Here is a 21,000-nt window from a genome sequence, read left to right on the forward strand (position 1 = left end):
GTTTTCGTTTGATCGGTAGCAATTAGCCCAAAGTATCTCGCACCACCTAGCCCTATTTTTGCAGCCGTTCTACGATACAGCGGTTGAGTTTCGACCGAGCATGATAAGCAGACATTGCCCACCAACCAATGATTTCGTCTATTCTGAGCTTTATGCGGCGAGGCACCGAAAATGCTGACTCAGAGGTCTCCATGCGTAAACGCAATGGCACCAATCAATGCAAAAATTCTAGTTCTCTAACGCACGACTTCTTGAAGCACTTCGCCGCTTACGCCATTTGGGCGCGCTGTGCTCAGCAAGGCGGACAGAGTAGATGCTATGGATGTTGTGCACACTCGGCGCGCGACGCGTTGCGGCTCAATGCCTGGGCCGGAAAACAAGATGGGCACATGGGTGTCGCGATCAGATCACCCCTCACACCCTTCGCCACACGGCGGTGACGCATTTGGTTCAGGCGGGTGTAGACCTGCCTACGGTCCAGCGGATTTCCGGTCACAAGACGTTGTCAATGGTTGCACGCTACGCGCATCAAAGCGGCTCGCACATCGAAGCCGCAATGGATCGGCTGGAAGTTCGGGTCAGCGGCACACAGCATGACAACATCCGCAGGCTGAAGCCGAAAAATTCGGCCTGATTACACACGAATTACACGTGCATTTGAATTCATCAAGCCGGATGAAGTCTAACCCTTTGATTTTTATGGTGCCCGGGGGCGGAATCGAACCACCGACACGAGGATTTTCAATCCACTGCTCTACCCCTGAGCTACCCGGGCACGGGAATGGCGTTTGCCATTGGGTGGAGGCCTTCTATGACTTGCCACAGGCAGTGTCCAGAGGCTTTTTGACATTTTTTCAATGCGGGCGAGACGTGGGGCTTTCGGTTGGTTCCGAGGTCGTCTCGGCGTCTTCTTCACGTTGCGATGGCACCGCATAAGAACCGTTTAGCCATTTTGCCAGATCGATATCCGCGCAGCGTTTGGAGCAGAATGGTCGAAAGGCCTGCTGGGTATCTTCTCCGCAGATCGGGCAGCTCATTTCAGAATCTCCGTCAATGGGATACGACCACGTTTGCGCTGTAGTTCGAAATGGCCAAGCGGGGTCCAACCGGCCAAAATCGTCTCGTCAGGATCGGACTTGAATGCCGCCCGCAAGGCCGATTCGAAACCCCTCCGGTCTTTCTTGGGCATCGGTGCAAGGTCCAGAGTGATCTGCCCCCCCAACCCGCGCACGCGCAGGGCGCGCGGCAGGGCTTTGGCGCAGGCGAAGTTAGCTTTGGTTCCCGCCGCGAGAGATGTGTCGGCGCCGGTGTTTACATCCACCGCAACCAGCGCGCGGGTCGGTTGGATATAGAGGTGTCCTCCACCGGGAAGCGCTTCGGAAATCCCCTTTGCTGCATCGAGCGCATCAACGACACCGTGGTCCTCAAATCCGCCGGATGCGGTCACGACCTCGGCCGGGTCCGTCCAATCACGCCAGGCCAGGATATGCGGACCATCGCCCTCGCTCAGCAATTCTGGTTCACTGCCCGTATCAGCCAATACCTGCTCGGCAAGTACCAGCATGGCTGAGATATCTTCAGCGATTTCATCTGTATCCGCCGTCTGACAGCACGAGCGCAGGATCAGGCCGTGCATGCTGTTTCCCATTTGCTCATGCGCGATTTCGAGAAGTTGGTCGCGCATATCTTCATCACGGATACGGCGCGAGATGTTCAGGCCGGGCGCGTCAGGTGTCACGATCGCAAAGCGGCTTTTGAACAAAATACGGTTCGAGACGGGTATGGCTTTGCCGGGCTCGGCATATCCGGTCACCTGCACCAGTAGCAAAGTGCCGGGTGCCAACCCTTTGACTTGCCTCAGAAAAGCCGGGCCGTCGGGTGTGGTGAGAAACATGCCGCCCTGACCTTTGACCGGGCGATCGGCGCGGGCGCGATAGATCGTACCTGGCGCAGGGGCATCTGTGGCGATCAGGAAATCGTCGAGAATACCATCCACCATCAGAGCTGCAGCTTCGCGTCCCTGAATATGATCCAGAATGATGGTACGACCCTTCATGATACCTCGCGATACAAGGGATAGCCGATGCCTTGCAGCAGTGCAGCAGTTTCGGACAGGGGTAGGCCGACGATACCGGTGAACGAGCCTGAAATCCACGGGATGAACGCACCGGCAGGACCTTGTATTGCATAGGCTCCGGCCTTGCCCTGCCAGTCATCCGTCGCAAGATAGGCATTGATTTCGCTGTCGGACAGACGTTTCACTTTTACCTGAGAAACCACGTCACGCTGGAGGATTTTAGCCCCGCGCCGCACAGCGACCGAAGTGATCACCCGATGGCGTCGGCCGGACAGGGCGTGCAGAAACTCAGCAGCTTGTCCCGCGTCTTCGGGTTTGCCAAGAATGCGGCGACCCAGTGCGACCGTTGTGTCAGCACATAAGGTGATATCATCGCTATCAGCTTGAACAGCCTGAACTTTTTGCCGGGTGATGCGGCTACAATAGGGGGTCGGCAGTTCGCCATTCAGCGGCGTTTCATCGATATCCGGCGGACGGATCGCATCGGGCTGAACGCCAAGCTGCGCCAGCAGGTCCAGCCGCCGCGGGCTGCCCGATCCGAGGATAAACGCCATGTACGAAGCGTTACTTGAAGCGATAGTTGATCCGACCCTTGGTCAGATCATATGGGGTCATTTCGACCTGAACTTTGTCGCCGGCCAGAACACGGATGCGGTTCTTGCGCATCTTGCCTGCCGTATGTGCGATGATCTCATGGCCGTTTTCCAGCTCGACCCGAAACGTCGCATTAGGCAGGAGTTCCTTCACGACACCGGGAAATTCGAGCGTATCTTCCTTGGCCATGTTGTCTCCATCATTAGGTTGCACCTGCAGAATCTGCAGATCGTGCGCTTAAATGAGCCTATTTCGGCCTTATTTCAAGGGCGAAGTCACCTAAAGGGGTGATATTGTGACTGAATCGACCCGAGCGTCTTGCTCGGTCCAGTGCGTGCGGTTCAACACCCACCCGTCTGCGCGGACGTTTGCAATTGTGGACAGGTCGGCCTCGGCATAGGTCCAGCCGGCGGTATTCAGCGTGCCCTCGGCAAGCACTCCCGTCGGTGGGAACCCGATATCGGGCGGGCCAAACACGCCACCCATGCCGGTATTCATGTCGACTGCTTCGGACCATTCATTGCCGCCAACTAACGATGACATTACCGTAACACATTGATTTTCAAGGGCACGAGACATGGCGCCGATCCGCACACGCCAATACCCGGACAGGGCTTCGGTGCAGGATGGTACGAGGATCAAGTCGGCCTCTCTCAGGGTCCGACCCAAGAGAGGGAACTCACTGTCATAGCAGATCAGAACGCCGATTTTACCCAATGCGGTATCAAACAGCTTCAACGAACCGCCCGGGGCGATGTCCCAGGCCTCGCGTTCAAACCGTGTCATGATCTGCTTGTCCTGATGATCGAGACGACCGTCAGGAGCGTAGAACATTGCGCGGTTCACCGGGCGCCCTGGTCCGTCGATGACCGGGGCGGAAGCCCCCAGAATGTATGTGTTGTACATCTTTGCAAGGCGCGAATGCACAACTTGTACATCTTCCATCCGGTCGGAAACCGCCCGGATTGAGCGTTCGAGATCACCTGCCACCTTAGGGCCGTCGAGCGTCGACAACTCCATCGCGCCGTATTCGGGAAAGACCAGAAGGTCGGCACCTTGTCCTGCGGCCTCGGAAACCCATGCCTCAAGCTTGTCTTCATATTGAGCCCAACTATCGAGCCAATCGAGGTCGTAGGCGGCGGTGGCGATTTTCATTCCCAAGTCCTATGTCTGGTCGCTGCGCGACACTAGAACAGCAGATCGTCCAGGGCTACTGCAATCGCGGCGCGGGTGGTTCTGAAACCTATGTTGCGACTTACTGTTTCGAGGCGGGTGTGTGTTTATTGGCAGGCTTTCTCGGCCGCCGGTGCAGAGATTGCATCGAATGGCTGATCAGAGGTCGAGTTGACCTATCGAAGAACCTGAACGAAACAGGCAAGGAACTCCACCTTGGGCATCAACTTTGCAACTTCTTCAAGCGCGCGAAGGGGCCGTTTTACATCAAGAACATTGGCCCCGGGGATATCGACTCACAGAAACAAGGCGTTGTCATTTGTAACGGCATCGTGCACCAAGGATGCGGCCAGAAGGGCAAATCCGGGGATCAGGTATGTCCTCGATCTGGTCGGTCAGGCTTGTTTGCGAAATCCCGAAAAAGCGGTGAAACGCTTTGTCCAGACCTTCGTGAATCTCGAACCCTTCATCGAAAGCGAGGAAGGCGAACCCCAGTGTAATCAGCAGCCAGATAATATGCTTGCGTTGCAGGAAAACCTGAAAATTAGCCAAGGCGACTTAATGGACGCGATCAGGCTGTCGCAAAACGGTCACTAACACGCGCTCTGATCGTCGGTAAACTGCGGCTCAATCGGGGCTTCAAGTTCATTTTGGGTGTGGATGTCGGGCTTGATTACCGGATCGGATCACTCGGGATTTTCCGCACGGAACAGGGCCCATGCGTCCTGCGAGGTGCCGTCCGGCTTGGTGCATATACCCACCTGACCCGAACCAGTGTCTTTGATCTTGTAGCTGCCTCCGGTCTCAAGGCAGTAGGCTGCTGCTGGGTTCACCACCTGATGCGTTTTTCCATGTGCCTTGCGGTACAGCTCCCATGCATCGGCGGACGTACCGTCGCTCAGTGCGCAGCGAGACGTGGTCAGGTCATATTCGCCTCCAATTGAGCCACAGTACACGGCGGCGGGATTTGCAAGGCCGACCGGCTTGCTGCCATCCGCGCCCGCATGGTGTTCACGAAAATAGGTCCAGGCATCGATCCGGGTGCCGTCGGGCAATTGGCAGATACCGCTCTGACCGTCCGGGCCGTCATGTATACCGTAGAGCCCGCCTTGCGCGATGCAATATGTTGCCGCGGGATTGGCCAGACCGGTGTTGGCAGAGCTTGCGGCGGGCAGGGCCATTGAAAAGGCCATCGTCAGGGCCGCAATCGGGCCTGCGGAATTCAATAGACGCTTTGTCATGGTCACCTCGCAACATTGTGGACAGGGCAGGTTCTGAGGATTTTCGCCGTTTTGCAGATCGATCCGGTCCTGCACGGATACTTGGATCAGAGTTGTTCCACCTTGATCGAGTCTGCGGGATAAAAGGCCAAGTGATCCTTGATTTCGGCCACCGCGTCGATCGGGTTTTCATAACTCCAAGCGGCGTTTTCGGTGACTGAGGATTTGTTTACGATCGAGAAATGCGTGGCGTCTCCCTTGCCTGCGCATTGGGTGACTTTGTTGGTCCGATCCAGAAAGGCCATCGCAATGTCCGCACGCGGGAAGTAGATAACCGGGTCTTTGTCGCCTTCCAGAAGTTCCAGCGCGTTGTTGGTTTCACCCAAAATCGCGCCGCCTGAACGGACGCTCCATTTGCCCGGTGCTTTGCGGATCGTGATGGTGTCTGTCATTCCTGTTCCTTCCCTCGTCGTGTCAGGGCTTCTCCTCTGCCCAAACTATGTAACAATCCGGTGTCAGACCGGTGCGGTTGCGGCATCCAACCACAGTTGAGCGGCGTCGCCCAGCCTTGGCCGGACTTTTTCCGCCACGTCGCGGTGATAGGCGTTCAGCCAAGCACGTTCCTCTCGTGTCAGCATTTCGACTACAATCAAACGCCTGTCGATTGGGACATAAGTCAGCGTACGCCAGTTCAGCATGGCGCGTTCGTCGTCACCGCTGGGCAGGTTTGGGGCCTCTTCCACTACGACAAGGTTCTCAAGCCGGATGCCAAAAGCACCCTCGCGGTAATATCCCGGCTCGTTCGACAGGATCATACCCGGCTCAAGCGGGACATGGCTGACCCGAGACAGGCGCTGAGGGCCTTCATGCACGCTGAGATAGGTACCGACCCCATGACCGACCCCATGGTTGAAATCCTGCCCGGCCAGCCACAGCGGCAGCCGCGCTACGCATTCGATATCGCGTCCTGCCAAGCCAACAGGCCAGCGTAGCATCGACATGGCGATCATGCCTTTGAGGACGCGTGTAAAGCAGGCCTTCTCCTCATCCCCAACATCGCCGATTGCAATTGTGCGGGTGATATCGGTGGTGCCGTCCAGATATTGCCCACCGCTGTCCAGCACCAGCAGGTGACCGTTTTCCAGCCTGCTGTCGGTTTCCTCGGTCACGCGATAATGCATGATGGCCCCGTTCGGCCCGGTGCCCGCGATGGTGTCGAATGAGATATCCTGCAGCGCGTTGTCCCGGCGGCGGCTTTCTTCCAGCCGCGTTACTACCTGTGTCTCGGTCAGGGTGCTGGGCTTCTGCGCGTCCAGCCAACACAGCAGTTCGATCACCGCTGCGGCATCTCGCAGATGTGCCTCGGCCGTGCCTGCGATTTCGGCCGGGTTCTTGCGGGCTTTGGGCAGGGCGCAGGGATCGCCGCCATCGACCATACGGTCCCCCAACGCATCCGCTACGATCTGCGGAACCGTTCCCGGATCGACCTGTACCTTGCCTTCAAGTGCCTCAACCGCTGTCAGGAACGCGTCGGGTTGGTGTTGGGTGACCTGCGGGCCCAGATGATCCCCGATCCCGGTCAGTTTGGCAGCGGCCATGAACAGATCCACCCGCCCATCACCGTGCAGGATGGCAAAGCCATGGGCCACAGGGTTGTATGCGATGTCCGCGCCGCGGATATTCAACAACCACATGATCGAATCCGGCAAGGTGATCACCGCTGCCGCACGATCTGCGCTCTGCAGGTCACTCGCGAGGCGCTTGATTTTGCTCTCGGCGCTTTCACCTGCAAATTCAATCGGATGTGCCCTGACAGGATTCATCGGAGGGTCGGGTTGATCCGCCCAAATTCGGTCTACAAGGTTATCACAGCGCACCAGTTCGACGCCGCTGCCTTCAAGCTCTTTCTGTGCAGACGAAATCTGTCCTGCAGCGTGGAGCCACGGATCAAACCCGACTTTGCCGCCATTTGGCAATTGCTCTTTCAACCAGGCGCTCAGGCTGACATCTGGCCATGGGACCGGCGTGTAATCCTGTGCGACCTGGGCCTTTACCTGAGTGCGATAGCGCCCGTCGATGAAAACCCCGGCAATGTCCGTGAGCGCCGCGCAAAACCCCGCAGAACCGGTGAATCCGGTAAGCCAGGCCAGCCTTTCATCCCGAGGGGCCACATATTCACCCTGATGCGCATCCGCACGCGGGATCAGGAAGCCCTGCAGGCCTTCGCGCGCCAGCTCGTCCCGCAAAGCGGCCAGTCGTGGTGGGCCTTGCTCGGGGCGTGCGGTCACTTCGAAACTCTGGAACATGGGCGGCCTCATTCGTCGGTCTTGCTGCGCGCAAACCTGCGGCCTGCGGTGGGAAATGTCCAGCGCCCCGGCGCACACTATTCTTCTGTCTCAAGAAAGCGTTGAATGGCCTGGATATACGGGTTGTAGGCCTCATTTCCAGGCAATGGTATCTGGTTGCCGGTCTCAAGGATCACAAGCGAGGCATTGGGGATTCCAGCCGCCAGTTTGCGCGCCTCGGACAGGGGGTGAACGGCTGTGTGCCGCCCGTGCAGAACCAGAGTGGGGCATTGCACCATCGGAAGAAGTTGCAGCACCGAGGTGCTATTGGCGATGTCACGGTAGTGAAGTCTTTCCTCGCTTGAATAAAGTGTCTGCAATTCATTCACCATGTGCCGAACGCTATCCAGCGGACCTTCGGGAAAATAGCTGAATTCAGCGCCCATAGCATAGCCGCTGCCCGGCTTGTTCCAGCCTTCCGCGATCAGTGACCGGATCGAGTCGGGTTGTTTGGTGTCTTCCCGGTAATCTCGCCCTTCAGCCCATCCGCCGGAGATAACCAGCTTGTCAATCCGCTCGGGGTATCTTGCGGCGAAGTGTAGGGCAGGGAAGGTGCCGCCCATTTCACCGAGAATGGAAAAGCGGTCAAACCCCGCTGCATTCACGACGGTCAGGATTTCTTCTATTCTGCGGTCATACACCGCCTGATGATCGATGTTTGAGCTGACGTCATTGTCCTTGTTGTAGCGTAACAGGCGGAAACGGTTTGCCATGTCCTGTAACCGGGTACGCTCGGACGGGATGCGCCATTCCGCCTCCAGATCGTGCACGACCGAACCGATGCGCAGCACCGGCAACCCATCACCGGAAAGCGTGTATGGAACAGCGCGGCCCTTTGCACCGCGCGCGTAACGCAGCCGTTGCGTATGGTTGTCTACGCCTGAATCGGTGTCGGCGTCACAGGTCACATCCGTCGCCATTTGCAACCCGCGCCGTACGACTGTCCGAATGATCCGCTGCGCTTTGCCATCGTCGCCGACTGCTTTACGCGCCGCTGCGATACGTGCGCTGATGGTAGAATCCGAGACAAAGCGGCCACTCCATACCCGCGCGATGATCTCGTCCCGGGGCACCAGCTTACCTGGGTGCTGGGCCAAGAGGACCAACAGATCGAATACCTGAGGTTCGATTGCGACGGGCTCATCCCGGCGGGTCAGGACGTGTCGATCCACATCCAGAATACAATCTGCAAACTTATAGCGCATGGGGCAAATACACTCCGTTTCTCGCGGAACGACAAGGTTCAACAACAATCTCAAGGGTTTCTAGGGCGTATCTCAGGACCAGCTACAAGCAGGCCGGGCAGGGTTGGGACACTATCCAAGCAGATAAACAGGAGAACGAATAATGTTCCTGCCCTTCGATATAGCGCTTATGCGCTATCCGTTACGCCACCATAAGCAAAGTCGACTTCAGCGGTGCAAAAACTGGCTTGGATGGCACTAAGTCTGCACCGTCGAAGCAGGGCCGTCAACTGGCCCGCTTCATCCCCATCACACGCGCTCGGGCGCGGGGGTCGCTGTCGAACAGCGCGGCCAACTGCTCGGTCATGGCACCTGCAAGCTGCTCGACATCGGTGATCGTGACGGCGCGGTCATAATAGCGGGTCACGTCATGGCCGATCCCTATGGCCAGCAATTCCACCATCTTGCGTTTTTCCACCATCGCAATCACGTCGCGCAGGTGTTTTTCCAGATAGTTCGCCGGGTTCACGCTGAGCGTTGAATCATCGACCGGAGCGCCATCCGAGATCACCATCAGGATCTTGCGTGCCTCGCGCCGGGCAAGCATCCGGCGATGCGCCCATTCCAGAGCTTCACCGTCGATGTTTTCCTTCAGCAGGCCTTCTTTCATCATCAGCCCCAGATTGGGCCGCGCACGCCGCCATGGGGCATCGGCGCCCTTGTAGATGATATGGCGCAGGTCGTTCAGACGCCCCGGTTGCTGCGGGCGGCCATCGTTCAGCCACGCCTCACGCGCCTGACCGCCTTTCCACGCGCGGGTGGTAAAGCCCAGAATCTCGACCTTGACGTTGCAGCGTTCCAGCGTTCGGGCCAGAACATCCGCGCAGATCGCGGCGATCGAAATCGGACGTCCGCGCATCGAGCCGGAATTGTCCAGAAGCAGCGTCACCACCGTATCGCGGAATTCGGTATCTTTTTCGACCTTGAAGCTTAGTGGCGTGGTCGGGTTGGCCACGACGCGCGCCAGACGTCCGGCATCCAGAATGCCTTCCTCGCGGTCGAATTCCCAAGACCGGTTCTGCTGTGCCTGCAAGCGGCGTTGCAGCTTGTTGGCGAGACGGCTGACCGCGCCCTTCAAGGGCTCCAACTGCTGGTCCAGATAGGCGCGAAGGCGTTCCAGCTCGGCCGGTTCGGCCAGATCTTCAGCTGCGATCTCTTCGTCGTGGGTGTTCAGATAGACCTTGTAATCCGGGTCCGCCTCCGACGCAGGTGGCGGGGCTGGCGGTTCTAGCGGAGCCTCGCCCTCGGGCATTTCAGCCTCATCACCCATCTCATCCTCGGCCATCTCGTCCATCGAGACCTGAGCCTGAGACTGGTCCTGCTGTTCTTCCTGAGTTTGTTCAGGGGTTGCATCGGCGTCCTGTTCGTCCTGATCATCCTGCCCGGTGCTGTCGGGATCGGGCTGCTCTTCGGCGTCATCTTCGGCCTGATCTTCCTGTTCGTCGTCCAGTTCATCCGGGTCATCACCCAGCTGATCGCCGTAACCCAGATCTTTGATCATCTGTCGGGCGAATTTGGCAAATTCGGCCTGGTCCGAGAGGATTTCGTCAAGATTTTCCAGCGTCCCGCCGGCCTGTTCCTCGATAAATCCGCGCCACAGGTTCATGACATTCTCGGCGGCAGGCGGCATGTCGCGCCCGGTGGCCAGATGCCGGATCAGATAACCCGCCGCCACAGCCAATGGCGCATCCGCAGGCTGTTTGCACTGATCATAGCCGCGCCGGATCGCCTCATGCCCGATCTTGACGTCGATATTCGACGCGGTGCCGGGCATGTCCCGCGCACCCATCGCCTCGCACCGGGCGGTCTCCATCGCCTCATAAAGATCCCGTGCCATATCACCCGGAGGGGCATATCGCGCATGGGTCGCGTCATCATGATATTTGCGTTGTAAAGCTAACGCGTCTGCCGTCCCGCGCGCCAACAGAACCTCTTCGCGCGTCATCCGGCGTGAGACCTGCGGCAAACGCATCGACTCGCCCGACAGGCCCGATGGATCAACAGTGTAGCTCACCGACAATTCGGGGTCGTCGGCCATAACTTTAGTAGCCTCGGCCAGAGCCTTCTTGAACGGATCAGCAGGATTGTCGTTCTTCTGCACCATGTTCAATCGCCCTTTGTGTTGCAGTGACCCGCCGCATCAATGCGAAACCGGATCCCCCTTCATCTGGCCAAAAATACCTCCGCCGGAGGTATTGCGCCCCGGAGGGCGCAATTCATATTGCTTAGCCCAAGCTCGCGCTCGCCGCGCTTTCCGGCAGTTCCTCATCAAAGCAGCGCTGATAGAACTCGGCAACCGTCTGGCGCTCTAGCTCGTCACATTTGTTCAGGAACGACAGGCGGAAGGCATAGCCGATGTTGCGGAAGATTTCTGCGTTTTGGGCCCAGTTGATCACGGTCCGGGGGCTCATCACGGTGGACAGATCGCCGTTCATGAAGGCGGTCCGGGTCAGGTCGGCGACGGTGACCATCTGGCTGACGGTCTTGCGGCCCTCGGCGGTGTTGTAATGCGGCGCTTTCGACAGAACGATCATAGTCTCGGCATCGTGGCTGAGATAGTTCAGCGTCGAAACCAGAGACCAGCGGTCCATCTGCGCCTGGTTGATCTGCTGTGTACCGTGATAGAGGCCGGTGGTGTCGCCCAGACCGACGGTGTTGGCCGTCGCAAACAGGCGGAAGTTCGGGTTCGGTGTGATGATCTCGTTCTGGTCCAGCAAGGTCAGTTTGCCGTCATGTTCCAGCACGCGCTGGATCACGAACATCACATCCGCACGGCCTGCGTCGTATTCGTCGAAGACGATGGCAACGGGGTTGCGCAGCGCCCAGGGCAGGATGCCTTCGTGGAATTCAGTGACCTGCTTGCCGTCGCGCAGTTTGATCGCGTCCTTACCAATCAGGTCGATCCGGCTGATATGGCTGTCGAGGTTCACGCGCACGGCAGGCCAGTTCAGACGGGCGGCAACCTGTTCGATATGGGTCGATTTCCCGGTGCCGTGATAGCCCTGAATCATCACCCGGCGGTTATGGGTAAAGCCCGCAAGAATCGCCAACGTGGTTTCGGGATCGAACTTGTAGGTCGGGTCGATCACCGGCACGCGGTCGCTGCGTTCGGCAAAGCCTTTGACTGCCATATCGCTGTCAATGCCAAACACCTCGCGAACCGAAATGTCCTCGGTGGGTTTTGCGTTGATGTCGATCGATCCGTCAGCCATGCGCCTTGTCCTTATCCTTTGGCCCGTTCACCGGGTTTGAACCCGTGTGTGGTGCAACATATTGCGGGCAAGGGCAAGGGAAAGAGGTGACCGGATCACGTTAGCCAGATGTTTCTTTGAAACTGGCCTTATGCTGGCGCGGGTTCTAGTGAAAATCCCGGCTTGGGAACAGACGCTTGGCCTGTTCGCGCGGATGGCGGGCGCTTGGGCCGTTCTGCCGGGGGCGCGGGGTGTCATCCGCTTGCGGTTGGGTGATGCCGATGGCCTCGTCCAGCGGATGCCCAAGCTCGGACAGTTTATGCGACATATCGGTGATTTCCTGCGCGATCAGATGCACGACGATCCCCTCGCGCTGCAGATACCCGCGGACCTGCAGCAAGCGCCCGCCCATCACGATGCGGCGAAATCGTTCATAGACCTTGGGCCAGACAACCACATTGCTGACCCCGGTTTCATCCTCGAGCGTCAGAAAGATCACGCCCGAGGCGGTTCCTGGCCGTTGGCGCGTGATCACCAGCCCGCAGACGCTGTAGCGGCCCAGCGGGATGTCCTGCAGCGTGGCATGCGGCACAAGGCCGGGCAGGGACGGGCGCAACAGCTCCATCGGGTGCGAGCGTAGGGTCAGACGGGTCGAGACGTAGTCTTCGACAACCTCCTCGCCCAGATGCATCACCGGCAGGTTGACCTGCGGCTCATTGATGCTCTCGCCATCGATGGGGTCATTGAACAGCGGCAGGGCGCTTCGGCTGCGGATGGCTTTGACATGCCACAGGGCGTCGCGCCGGGTCAGGTCCATGCCGGAGAACGCATCTGCCTCGGCCAGACGGGTCAGAACATCCGGGCGCAGCCCTGCGCGCAGCCACAGCGTTTCGGGGTCCGGATAGCCATTGCCCCGCGCAGCCACGATCCAATCTGCGTCCTCCTGCTTGAACCCCTTGATCTGGCGAAAGCCCAGCCGCAGGGCCAGCGCCCCGTCAGCACGACGTTCCAGCAGATTGTCCCAGGTCGAGGCGTTTACGCAGACTGGGCGGATCTCGACCCCATGCTCGCGCGCGTCGCGCACGATTTGGGCAGGCGCGTAAAACCCCATGGGCTGCGAATTCAGCAGCGCGCAGGCAAAGATCGCCGGGTGGTGGCATTTCATCCAGGCCGAGACATAGGCCAGCATGGCAAAAGCCGCTGCGTGGCTTTCGGGAAAGCCGTAATCGGCAAAGCCTTCGATCTGGCCAAAGCAGCGGTCGGCGACCTCGGGCGTATAGCCGTTGTTCAGCATCCCCGCGATGAACTTGTCACGATATGTGCCAATCGTCCCCATGCGCCGGAACGAGGCCAGCGAGCGGCGCAGGTGATCCGCCTCTTCCGCCGAAAACCCTGCACCAACCACGGCGATTTGCAGGGCCTGTTCCTGAAACAGCGGCACGCCCAGCGTGCGCCGCGTCACCTCTTCCAAGGCAGGGCCGAAGGGTTCGGATTTTTCCAGCCCGTTGCGCCGTCGGATATAGGGCTGCACCATATCGCCCTGGATAGGGCCGGGGCGGACGATGGCAACCTCGATCACCAGATCGTAGAATTCGCGCGGTCGCATCCGGGGCAGGAAATTCATTTGTGCCCGGCTTTCGACCTGAAACACGCCCACCGCATCAGCGGCACACAGCATGTCATAGGTCGCCACGTCCTCTTGCGGGACGGTCGCGATGCTGAGGGTTTCGCTGTTGTGCTGTTGCATCAGGTCAAACGCCTTGCGGATGCAACTGAGCATCCCCAGCCCCAATATATCCACCTTCAGAATGCCAAGCGCGTCGATGTCATCCTTGTCCCATTCGATCACGGTGCGGTCTTCCATCGCGGCGTTTTCGATCGGGCATAGCTCATCCAGCCGCCCTTTGGTGATGACGAACCCACCCACATGCTGCGACAGATGGCGCGGGAAGCCGATGATCTCGCCAATCAGGCGAACCGTCTGCATCAGGCGCCAGTCTTTGAGGTCGAGGCCCAGTTCCTGCAGCCGCTCGGCATCAACGCCGCCATTGCTCATCCCCCAGATCTGGCCGGACAGGCCCGCGGTCACGTCCTGAGACAGGCCCATCACCTTGCCCACCTCGCGGATTGCCGCGCGGGATCGGAAATGGATGACCGTGGCACAGAGGCCCGCGCGGTGGCGGCCATATTGCTCGTAAATCCATTGGATCACCTCTTCGCGCCGCTCGTGTTCGAAATCCACATCGATATCCGGCGGCTCACCTCGGTATTTCGAGACAAAACGCTCGAACACCATGGCGATCATGTCGGGGCTGACATCGGTGATGCCCAGCAGATAGCACAGGATCGAATTGGCGGCCGAGCCCCGCCCCTGACACAGAATGCCCTGCGAGCGGGCGAATTGCACAATGTCATGCACGGTCAGGAAATAGGCCGGGAAATCCAGATCGGCGACCAGGGCCAGCTCTTTCTGCATCAATTGCAGCGCACGCTTGGGCGGGCCACCCGGATAGCGTCGTTTTAGCCCCTCGTGGGCCAAACGTTCCAGCCGCGCCAGCGGGGTTTCAGTGCTGGCGATCTCGTCTGGGTATTCGTAAGACAGCTCGCTCAGGTCAAAGCTGCAGCGGTCGGCGATTTCCAGCGTGCGGCGCAGCGCGCCGGGGTGGTCCTGAAACAGCCGGGCCATATCCGCGTAGCCTTTTAGCCGCCGCTCGGCATTGGGCAGGGCGCGGGTGCCGATCTGGTCAATCGTGATGTGTTCGCGCATGCAGGTCAGCACATCGGCCAGTTGGCGGCGGTTGCCACGGTGCATCAGCACATCGCCTACCGCCACCATCGGGGCCGAGGCCCGCAGCGCCGCCTGCGCACAGGCCGCCAGATAGGCCCGGTCACTGCCGTCATAACGCGGCACGGCCCCCAGAAACACCGCATTGGGGAACTGCCGCCGGACGGTCTGAATGTCGGGGATGGCCTGTTTCAACCCTGCCTGAGGCAGCGCGATTAGGATCATCCCCTGACAGGCCGCCAGCATGTCCTGCAGGTCCAGATGACAGTCGCCTTTCTCGGCCCGTCGCTTGCCCAGCGTCAGCAGCCGGGTCAGCCGCTGATAGGCGGCTCGGTCGCGGGGCAGGGCCAGCCAGTGCACCGCGCTGTCGCGCAGAACCAGACGGCAGCCGACGATCAGCTTGGGCAGAGCGGGCACATCTGGTTTGTCGATCGGCTGCACATGCCCGACCTCTTGCCGGGATGAGGAATCGAGCCGGTGTTGCGAGCGGATTTGAACTGCGCCTTCCGCCTCGCGCCGCAGTTCTTTCAACGCGCTCCAGCCCCGGACCACCCCGGCCAGTGAGTTCCGGTCGGTGATCGCGATGGCCTTCAGGCCCAGCTCTGCCGCGCGGGTCACCAGCTCTTCTGGGTGCGAGGCTCCGGTCAGGAAGGTGAAGTTGGTGGTCACGCCCAGCTCGGCATAGCCGGGGTCCTGCGCGTGCGAGCTGGGCGGGTTCGGTTTGCTCATGCGAATTCCCCATGCACAAACCATCCCGGATTTTGCGGCGTGTAATACAGCCACAACCGCCGCCCCTGCCGGGTTTCAACCTGCCAGTAATCGCGCAAGCCCGTGCGCCAGTTTTCATCCTCGAGCCACCATTCGGGGCAGATGCGTTCGGGGCCGGTTGATCGGCCTGTGGTCAGCGACATGCGCCGCCAGCGAAAGCGGCGCGGCGGGTGCGGGCCTGATCCGGCGATAGGTTCTGGCGGAAACAGCTGCAGAGGGCGAGGGCGCAGGGCGACCCAACCGCCTGCAGGGTCGGAATAGGCGGCGGGCGAGATGATAAAGCTGCGTTCGGGGATGTGGCTTTGCGCGGGCAGCAGGCGGTGGATCTGATCCAACCCGATCCGGGTGCCGATGCGGGTGATCAGGTCATCCAGTTGATCTTTGCCCCGGCTTGCGGCGCGGCTGATCTGGCGCACCGGCAGGGGTTCCACCAGCGTAGCCTCCAGCCGCAGTTGATCGACGCCAAAGCCTGCATCCACCTCGGTCAATCCACGCTCGAACAGGGGCAGGATGCGATATGGATCACGCAGAGGGCGGGCCAGCCGCAGTTCGACCTGCTGGTGGTCCTGATCCACCCGGCGCAAGGTGATGCACAGCTTGCGCGCGCCCATTTCCTGCGCTTTCAGCTTGTCGCAGAGCCGTTCCAGCAGCCGTTCCGCCCCGGCCATCATGTCGGACAACAGCCCAATGGGCTCGGGCAGGGTCATGCGCACGCCGTAATGGGGCGGGTCGGCCAGCGGGGTAATCTGTTCGGGTTGATCCCCCAGCGCCTGATCCAGCCGCATCAGCACCTCGGGGCCAAAGCGGCGTGTCAGCGGTGCGCGCGGGGTTTGCGCCAGCTCGCCAATCCGGCGCAGGCCCAACCGTTGCAGCGCGACCGAGGTATCCTCATCCAGCCGCAGCGCTGCCACCGGCAGGGCGCGGATGGCCTTCAGCGTATCCTGGGTCGCAACCCCTTCGCCATAATGGGCCAAAGCCCAGGCCGCGCCGCGTGTCGGGGCCAGACCGATCTGCACCGCCAGCCCGGCCCGGGCCAGACGCCTGCGCATGTCGGTCAGCATCATCTCTTCCCCGCCCGCAAGATGCGCCGATCCGGTGATGTCCAGAACCAGCCCATCCTCACCCTCGAGCCCGACCCAGGGGCAATAGCGCGTGGCCCAGCGGCGCAGGGCGTGCAGAAACCGTTGATCTCCTTGCGGGTCGGCAGGATGGCTTTGCAGATCGGGGCAAAAGGCGCGGGCATCGGAATAGGGCATGCCGCTGTGCAGGCCTTGCCGCTGGGCCTGCACATTCAGGCAATACACCCGGTTTGCATTGTTCTGTTTCAGCGTCAGAACAAACGGCCCATCCGCCGGGCGCACACGCAAAGCCCGGTCGCTTGCCAGCCGGGGAAACCAGAGTGAAACGATGCGGCGCTGCATCCCGCCGAACATATAAAACCCTCAAATGTTCTACATTTGTTCTTATATGTTCTTGACCCTCAAAGAGTCGAGTCCTTGAGGGCCAGATCGTCAGGAATTCAGAGCCCGCGCGCTTACTTCAGCGCCCGCGCCAGAAAGGCCTGCGTGGTCTGGTGCGAAGGGTGGTCGAACACCGCTTCGGGCGGGCCTTCTTCAATGATCCGACCGCTGTCGAGGAAACAGATCTTGTCGGCGGCCTCGCGGGCAAAGCCCATTTCATGCGTGGCCATCACCATCGTCATGCCCTGTTTCTTCAGCATCAGCAGAACATCCAGCACCTCGCCCACAAGTTGGGGATCGAGGGCCGAGGTGATCTCATCAAACAGCATGACCTCAGGCTGCATGGCCAAGGCGCGCACGATGGCGACACGCTGCTGCTGACCGCCCGACAATTGGTCAGGGTAATTATGCATCCGATCGGACAGCCCGAACCGGGCGAACAGCGCCTCGACCTCGGGCTGCAATTCGGCGCGGGTCAGTCCACGCACCCGGCGAGGTGCGAGCATGACATTCTCAAGCGCGGTCATATGCGGGAACAGGTTAAAGCTTTGGAACACGATCCCGATCCGGGCGCGCACCGATTGCGGGTTGAGACCAGGGATCGAGATATCCTCGCCATCCAGAAAGATTGCGCCGTCTTCGATGGGTTCCAGCAGGTTGATGCAGCGCAGCAGGGTGGATTTGCCCGACCCGGATGCGCCGATCAGGCAGACCATCTGGCCCTCATCCACGGTCAGGTTGATCCCGTCACAGACCGTGCGGTCGCCAAAGCGTTTCACCACGCCCTGAAGTTCCAGTTTGGGCATCAGCGCCTCTCTCGCATTTGGCGGGCCATCAGGTGATCGGCGTAGCGGGTGGCGGGGATGGTGACGATCAGGAAGATGATCGCAGCCCCCACATAAGGGGTGAAATTCGCCAGCAGCGATTTGAACACCCCGGCCTGACGGAAGATTTCGACCGGGCCGATAAAGCTGAGCAGCGAGACATCCTTTTGCAGCGCAATCAGCATGTTCATCTGTGAGGGCACCACGTTGCGGATCGCCTGCGGCAGCACCACGTCGCGCATCACCTGCCGTTCCGACAGACCCAGCGATAATGCGGCGGCGCGCTGGCTGTGGTGGACGCTGTCGATGCCTGAGCGGAAGATTTCAGCCACATAGGCCGAGTAAGTCAGGATCAGCGCCAGCGAGCCCCATATGTAAGGCGAATTCCACGGGCGCGGCAGGCCGAGCCCCGGAATGCCGAAGCCGATCAGATAGACCGTCAGGATCACTGGCACGCCGCGGAAAATGTCGGTGAACGCCGCGCCAAAGATGCGCAGCGGAAACAGGGCAGGTGATTTGGCATCCCGCGCCAAGGCAATCAACAGGCCAAGCACGGCGATCGCCGGTGCGGACCACAAAAAGATCATCACGTTGATCCGAAACGCCTCAAGCAGTTTCGGGAAGGTTTTGACAAGCGTCTCGCCGTTAAAAAAGCTCTGCTGAACCTTCGACCAGCCCGGAGCCAGCGGCACCAGAAAGTAAATCGCGGCCACAACTGTGACCGTGCTTATCGTGGCGATCACCAACGACCTGCGTCGTTGGTGCGCCTCGTACCGTTCGCGGCGGGTCATCCCCGCCGCCTTATGATCTGCCATGTTACTTGATCAGAGGGACACCAGTGGTGTCCTGCAGCCATACGGCTTCGATTTCGGCCAGTTTGCCGTTAGCTGCGAGTGCCGCCAGCGCCTCGTCCACGCAGGCTTTCAGAGGGTTGCCTTCTTCCATCAGCATGCCGAAATGATCCGGATTGTCATTTTCATCCGCCGGGAACTGACCGATGACCTTTGAGCCTTCGATCATCACCGCGCTGAGGAACAGGGCGGTGGGCAGATCGAACAGGGCCGCATCAATCTGGTTGGCCGACATGGCGGCGTTAACGTCAGCATTGTCACCATAAAGCAGCGGATCACTGTCAGGTTGGATGATGCTGGCCAGTTTTGGCACCGCCGTGGTCGAGCCAACGGCCCCCCATTGCAAACCTTTCAGCGCTTCAAGCGTCGGGGCAGTGTCGGTCGAATTGGGGCTGACCAGAACTGCCATCGGGGCGGTGTAGTAAGGGGTAGAGAAATCGACCACCTGATCCCGTTCGGGCGTGATCGAGTATTGCTGCATGTTGACGTCAAATTCCTTGGCGCCGGGTTGGATCGCCTCATCGAACGAGGATCGGACCCAGACCACATCATCGGCCGCGAACCCCATTTCTTCGGCGACGGCGTAAGCCACAGCAGCCTCGAACCCTTCGCCACTTTCAGGCGCGTCATCAATCACCCACGGATAGTAGGCCGGGTTGCCCGTTGCGATGGTGAATTTGCCGTCTGTCAGCGTTTTGCCGGCAGCGCATTGGTCTTGTGCATAGGCTGCTGTTGACAAAAACAGAATTGAAGTTGCCGCGATCGAGAGTGTCTTGGACATCCGATACAAACCTCCTGTTGGATTGGGTTGCGGTCAAAGTAATTCTGCCTAACCCGACTGTCCAGCGGATGCTTGATCGTCGACCTGCAGGACGGGTTGGCGTTCATGTGTCCGATGACATTGTGCCGGTCTCTTCGCCTGCCAGGAATCCCAGGGACGACACAGTGAGGAAACCTGTTGCATCAGTGACCGCACGCTCGGCCAACGGTCGGAATGCGGCGCAGGAACTGGCAATATTCTGCCGGAGAACAGTTGGGCTCTTTTCTTTTTCCTAAAGATATTATTAAAACTGCTTCACCACTCAAACCGGCAAAGAACCTTCTTGCAGTACAACGCACGCAATACCGATACGATCTGGTCGCGCCTGCCCGGCGTCGCGCGAATTGCCGTTGTTTTGGGACTTTTCAGTCTGATCTCGGCCTGTGCTAAGAATCCGAATGAGGTGGACTTGGATCCCGAACGTCAGGCCATGGCGTTGCAAGAGGTCTCAAGAAAACATGCGCTGGGACAAAGGGTGTGGTGCGTGCCCTACGCACGCAACCTCAGCGGCATCGAAATTCGTGGCAATGCCAAGGATTGGTGGGGCAAGGCCCGCAATGGATTTGACCGGGGTAATGAACCGGAGGTCGGTGCGGTGATGTCGTTTCGGGCCACCAGAGGGATGCCCCTGGGACATGTGGCTGTCGTGTCCGATATTGTCACCGAGCGGGAAGTCATTGTGAACCACGCAAACTGGCTCCGGAATAAGGTGTCGTTGCAGATGGGCGTGAGGGACGTGTCCAAAAACAATGATTGGACGCTTGTCCGGGTTGAAAGCCGGCCGGGCAGTTACGGCAGTTCGTACCCGGTGAACGGGTTTATCTATCCGAATTTTGGTGAGTAATCTGAGCTCTCCGCGCCCCGGCCGGTAGCTGGTACGGTGAAGCCGAGCGTCCGACCTGCCGCTGTCATCCGTGCGCGTGTGTTCGGTGGCGGGTATGTTTACATTGACACATGATCAATGACTGCAGGGCAGCGCAAAGCAGCCACTTGAAAACCAGGTGGCTTCCTCATCTAACGATATCCGTCTGGGTCGTTAGGGGTGTGTAGCAATGTGCCTTCAAACGCGTCGAGATCATCAGTCATTTGCAGCCAAGGCAATTTGCTTTGCTTGTTGACGTGAAAAGTCGGTTTGAAATCTTCCGGGTTTTCGAGCGACGCTGCGTAAAGGTGCATACCACCCGGATAATGATCGGCTTCAAATCCAATAGGTGATCCGCACGTCCCGCAAAAGTGCCTGAAAACGCCTTTGGAACTTTCATAAGTGCCGGGTTTATCGCCGGTCCACTCAAAGTTCTCTATCGGCACGCCTAACCAGGCAACCACCGGCGCGGCACAATTCCGACGGCAATCATCGCAGTGGCAATAGCATGCCCATGTTTGACTGCCCTGGTAGGCCCAGCTCGTTCTTTTACACAGACAATACCCGTGCGTCGCCATTCGATTTCCCTCCCAAACTCCTGAAACATAGGACGCAGGTAAGTTTTGAGATGGATATTTTGGGACGTTTCATCAGCAGAAAACGTCGGCGCTCAGGGCCAATTTGGACTCTTTCCCGCCATTTGAATGAAAATTGAGTATCTTTGGCATCAGCTCATACGCTTGGCTGATGTCCTCATGAAAAGAAACCCGCCGAAATTTGGCGGGT

At 59.4% G+C, this 21,000-nt stretch carries 20 protein-coding genes and 1 tRNA gene; 2 read left to right on the top strand and 19 right to left on the bottom strand.

The window, feature by feature from the left end; all coding sequences use genetic code 11:
* The first annotated feature begins 313 nt into the window (after window positions 1-313).
* A complete protein-coding gene (locus ACRZ96_RS13630) occupies window positions 314-634 on the top strand; it encodes a tyrosine-type recombinase/integrase (RefSeq protein WP_480814749.1) in 321 nt (106 codons plus the stop codon).
* A gap of 66 nt (window positions 635-700) precedes the next feature.
* Here ACRZ96_RS13630 and ACRZ96_RS13635 read toward each other — a convergent pair.
* The 18 genes from ACRZ96_RS13635 to ACRZ96_RS13720 all read right to left on the bottom strand — a co-directional run bounded on the left by ACRZ96_RS13635 (window position 701) and on the right by ACRZ96_RS13720 (window position 19,313).
* A tRNA-Phe gene (locus ACRZ96_RS13635) sits at window positions 701-775 on the bottom strand.
* Window positions 776-854: 79 nt separating this feature from the next.
* Window positions 855-1,037 carry a DNA gyrase inhibitor YacG gene (locus ACRZ96_RS13640; protein WP_170513305.1) on the bottom strand — a complete coding sequence of 61 codons (183 nt, stop codon included), beginning with the start codon at window positions 1,035-1,037 and terminating at the stop codon, window positions 855-857.
* Window positions 1,034-2,056 carry a ribonuclease E/G gene (locus tag ACRZ96_RS13645; protein ID WP_480814750.1) on the bottom strand — a complete coding sequence of 341 codons (1,023 nt, stop codon included), beginning with the start codon at window positions 2,054-2,056 and terminating at the stop codon, window positions 1,034-1,036. The genes ACRZ96_RS13640 and ACRZ96_RS13645 overlap by 4 nt, the downstream gene beginning before the upstream one ends.
* Entirely contained in the window at window positions 2,053-2,631 is a 579-nt protein-coding gene (locus tag ACRZ96_RS13650; RefSeq protein WP_170402462.1) for a Maf family protein, read from the bottom strand. The genes ACRZ96_RS13645 and ACRZ96_RS13650 overlap by 4 nt, the downstream gene beginning before the upstream one ends.
* Window positions 2,632-2,641: 10 nt before the next feature.
* A complete protein-coding gene (gene infA, locus ACRZ96_RS13655) occupies window positions 2,642-2,860 on the bottom strand; it encodes a translation initiation factor IF-1 (RefSeq protein ID WP_005978431.1) in 219 nt (72 codons plus the stop codon).
* Window positions 2,861-2,950: 90 nt separating this feature from the next.
* Window positions 2,951-3,826, bottom strand: coding sequence for a carbon-nitrogen hydrolase family protein (locus ACRZ96_RS13660; protein WP_480707357.1), 876 nt, complete (start codon window positions 3,824-3,826; stop codon window positions 2,951-2,953).
* 333 nt (window positions 3,827-4,159) lie between these two features.
* On the bottom strand, window positions 4,160-4,396 hold the full coding sequence (locus ACRZ96_RS13665; RefSeq protein ID WP_170597494.1) for a hypothetical protein: 237 nt from the start codon (window positions 4,394-4,396) through the stop codon (window positions 4,160-4,162).
* A gap of 134 nt (window positions 4,397-4,530) precedes the next feature.
* Window positions 4,531-5,085, bottom strand: a complete 555-nt coding sequence (locus ACRZ96_RS13670; RefSeq protein WP_170609811.1) for a DUF333 domain-containing protein — start codon at window positions 5,083-5,085, stop codon at window positions 4,531-4,533.
* An 86-nt stretch (window positions 5,086-5,171) separates the two neighbouring features.
* The gene (locus tag ACRZ96_RS13675; protein ID WP_170392698.1) at window positions 5,172-5,516 is read right to left on the bottom strand and encodes a DUF427 domain-containing protein; all 345 of its coding nucleotides are present in this window, start codon (window positions 5,514-5,516) and stop codon (window positions 5,172-5,174) included.
* A gap of 63 nt (window positions 5,517-5,579) precedes the next feature.
* Window positions 5,580-7,370, bottom strand: a complete 1,791-nt coding sequence (locus ACRZ96_RS13680) for an aminopeptidase P family protein (RefSeq protein WP_480707359.1) — start codon at window positions 7,368-7,370, stop codon at window positions 5,580-5,582.
* 77 nt (window positions 7,371-7,447) lie between these two features.
* Window positions 7,448-8,614: an alpha/beta hydrolase gene (locus ACRZ96_RS13685; RefSeq protein WP_480772107.1), complete on the bottom strand. Its 1,167-nt coding sequence runs from the start codon at window positions 8,612-8,614 to the stop codon at window positions 7,448-7,450.
* Window positions 8,615-8,879: 265 nt separating this feature from the next.
* On the bottom strand, window positions 8,880-10,757 hold the full coding sequence (gene cobT, locus ACRZ96_RS13690) for a cobaltochelatase subunit CobT (protein ID WP_170513326.1): 1,878 nt from the start codon (window positions 10,755-10,757) through the stop codon (window positions 8,880-8,882).
* Between the two features lie 121 nt (window positions 10,758-10,878).
* Window positions 10,879-11,865: a cobaltochelatase subunit CobS gene (cobS, locus tag ACRZ96_RS13695; protein ID WP_010437533.1), complete on the bottom strand. Its 987-nt coding sequence runs from the start codon at window positions 11,863-11,865 to the stop codon at window positions 10,879-10,881.
* Between the two features lie 145 nt (window positions 11,866-12,010).
* On the bottom strand, window positions 12,011-15,358 hold the full coding sequence (locus ACRZ96_RS13700; RefSeq protein ID WP_170392694.1) for an error-prone DNA polymerase: 3,348 nt from the start codon (window positions 15,356-15,358) through the stop codon (window positions 12,011-12,013).
* Complete coding sequence (locus ACRZ96_RS13705; RefSeq protein ID WP_480707362.1) at window positions 15,355-16,830, bottom strand: Y-family DNA polymerase; 1,476 nt, start codon at window positions 16,828-16,830, stop codon at window positions 15,355-15,357. Before ACRZ96_RS13705 ends, ACRZ96_RS13700 begins: the two co-directional genes overlap by 4 nt.
* A gap of 101 nt (window positions 16,831-16,931) precedes the next feature.
* Window positions 16,932-17,663, bottom strand: coding sequence for an amino acid ABC transporter ATP-binding protein (locus ACRZ96_RS13710; RefSeq protein WP_480707363.1), 732 nt, complete (start codon window positions 17,661-17,663; stop codon window positions 16,932-16,934).
* The gene (locus tag ACRZ96_RS13715) at window positions 17,663-18,496 is read right to left on the bottom strand and encodes an amino acid ABC transporter permease (protein ID WP_010437538.1); all 834 of its coding nucleotides are present in this window, start codon (window positions 18,494-18,496) and stop codon (window positions 17,663-17,665) included. The genes ACRZ96_RS13710 and ACRZ96_RS13715 overlap by 1 nt, the downstream gene beginning before the upstream one ends.
* Before the next feature lies 1 nt (window position 18,497).
* A complete protein-coding gene (locus tag ACRZ96_RS13720) occupies window positions 18,498-19,313 on the bottom strand; it encodes an ABC transporter substrate-binding protein (RefSeq protein ID WP_480707364.1) in 816 nt (271 codons plus the stop codon).
* 322 nt (window positions 19,314-19,635) lie between these two features.
* Here ACRZ96_RS13720 and ACRZ96_RS13725 point away from each other — a divergent pair, with 322 nt between their 5' ends.
* Window positions 19,636-20,196, top strand: a complete 561-nt coding sequence (locus ACRZ96_RS13725) for a CHAP domain-containing protein (RefSeq protein WP_170392689.1) — start codon at window positions 19,636-19,638, stop codon at window positions 20,194-20,196.
* Between the two features lie 170 nt (window positions 20,197-20,366).
* On the opposite strand, the gene ACRZ96_RS13730 is transcribed toward ACRZ96_RS13725, so the two are convergent.
* Window positions 20,367-20,792: a GFA family protein gene (locus tag ACRZ96_RS13730; RefSeq protein WP_223116959.1), complete on the bottom strand. Its 426-nt coding sequence runs from the start codon at window positions 20,790-20,792 to the stop codon at window positions 20,367-20,369.
* Window positions 20,793-21,000 lie beyond the last annotated feature (208 nt).

The sequence above is a fragment of the Ruegeria sp. CF1 genome, from assembly GCF_056537445.1.

Coding starts and splice junctions, on each gene's coding strand:
- ACRZ96_RS13660 (WP_480707357.1), bottom strand. CDS start 3,826: ATGAAAATCGCCACCGCCGCCTACGACCTCGATTGGCTCGATAGTTGG.
- ACRZ96_RS13640 (WP_170513305.1), bottom strand. CDS start 1,037: ATGAGCTGCCCGATCTGCGGAGAAGATACCCAGCAGGCCTTTCGACCA.
- ACRZ96_RS13645 (WP_480814750.1), bottom strand. CDS start 2,056: ATGAAGGGTCGTACCATCATTCTGGATCATATTCAGGGACGCGAAGCT.
- ACRZ96_RS13715 (WP_010437538.1), bottom strand. CDS start 18,496: ATGGCAGATCATAAGGCGGCGGGGATGACCCGCCGCGAACGGTACGAG.
- cobS (WP_010437533.1), bottom strand. CDS start 11,865: ATGGCTGACGGATCGATCGACATCAACGCAAAACCCACCGAGGACATT.
- ACRZ96_RS13700 (WP_170392694.1), bottom strand. CDS start 15,358: ATGAGCAAACCGAACCCGCCCAGCTCGCACGCGCAGGACCCCGGCTAT.
- ACRZ96_RS13705 (WP_480707362.1), bottom strand. CDS start 16,830: ATGTTCGGCGGGATGCAGCGCCGCATCGTTTCACTCTGGTTTCCCCGG.
- ACRZ96_RS13730 (WP_223116959.1), bottom strand. CDS start 20,792: ATGGCGACGCACGGGTATTGTCTGTGTAAAAGAACGAGCTGGGCCTAC.
- ACRZ96_RS13720 (WP_480707364.1), bottom strand. CDS start 19,313: ATGTCCAAGACACTCTCGATCGCGGCAACTTCAATTCTGTTTTTGTCA.
- ACRZ96_RS13680 (WP_480707359.1), bottom strand. CDS start 7,370: ATGTTCCAGAGTTTCGAAGTGACCGCACGCCCCGAGCAAGGCCCACCA.
- ACRZ96_RS13630 (WP_480814749.1), top strand. CDS start 314: ATGCTATGGATGTTGTGCACACTCGGCGCGCGACGCGTTGCGGCTCAA.
- infA (WP_005978431.1), bottom strand. CDS start 2,860: ATGGCCAAGGAAGATACGCTCGAATTTCCCGGTGTCGTGAAGGAACTC.
- ACRZ96_RS13685 (WP_480772107.1), bottom strand. CDS start 8,614: ATGCGCTATAAGTTTGCAGATTGTATTCTGGATGTGGATCGACACGTC.
- ACRZ96_RS13650 (WP_170402462.1), bottom strand. CDS start 2,631: ATGGCGTTTATCCTCGGATCGGGCAGCCCGCGGCGGCTGGACCTGCTG.
- ACRZ96_RS13670 (WP_170609811.1), bottom strand. CDS start 5,085: ATGACAAAGCGTCTATTGAATTCCGCAGGCCCGATTGCGGCCCTGACG.
- ACRZ96_RS13710 (WP_480707363.1), bottom strand. CDS start 17,663: ATGCCCAAACTGGAACTTCAGGGCGTGGTGAAACGCTTTGGCGACCGC.
- cobT (WP_170513326.1), bottom strand. CDS start 10,757: ATGGTGCAGAAGAACGACAATCCTGCTGATCCGTTCAAGAAGGCTCTG.
- ACRZ96_RS13675 (WP_170392698.1), bottom strand. CDS start 5,516: ATGACAGACACCATCACGATCCGCAAAGCACCGGGCAAATGGAGCGTC.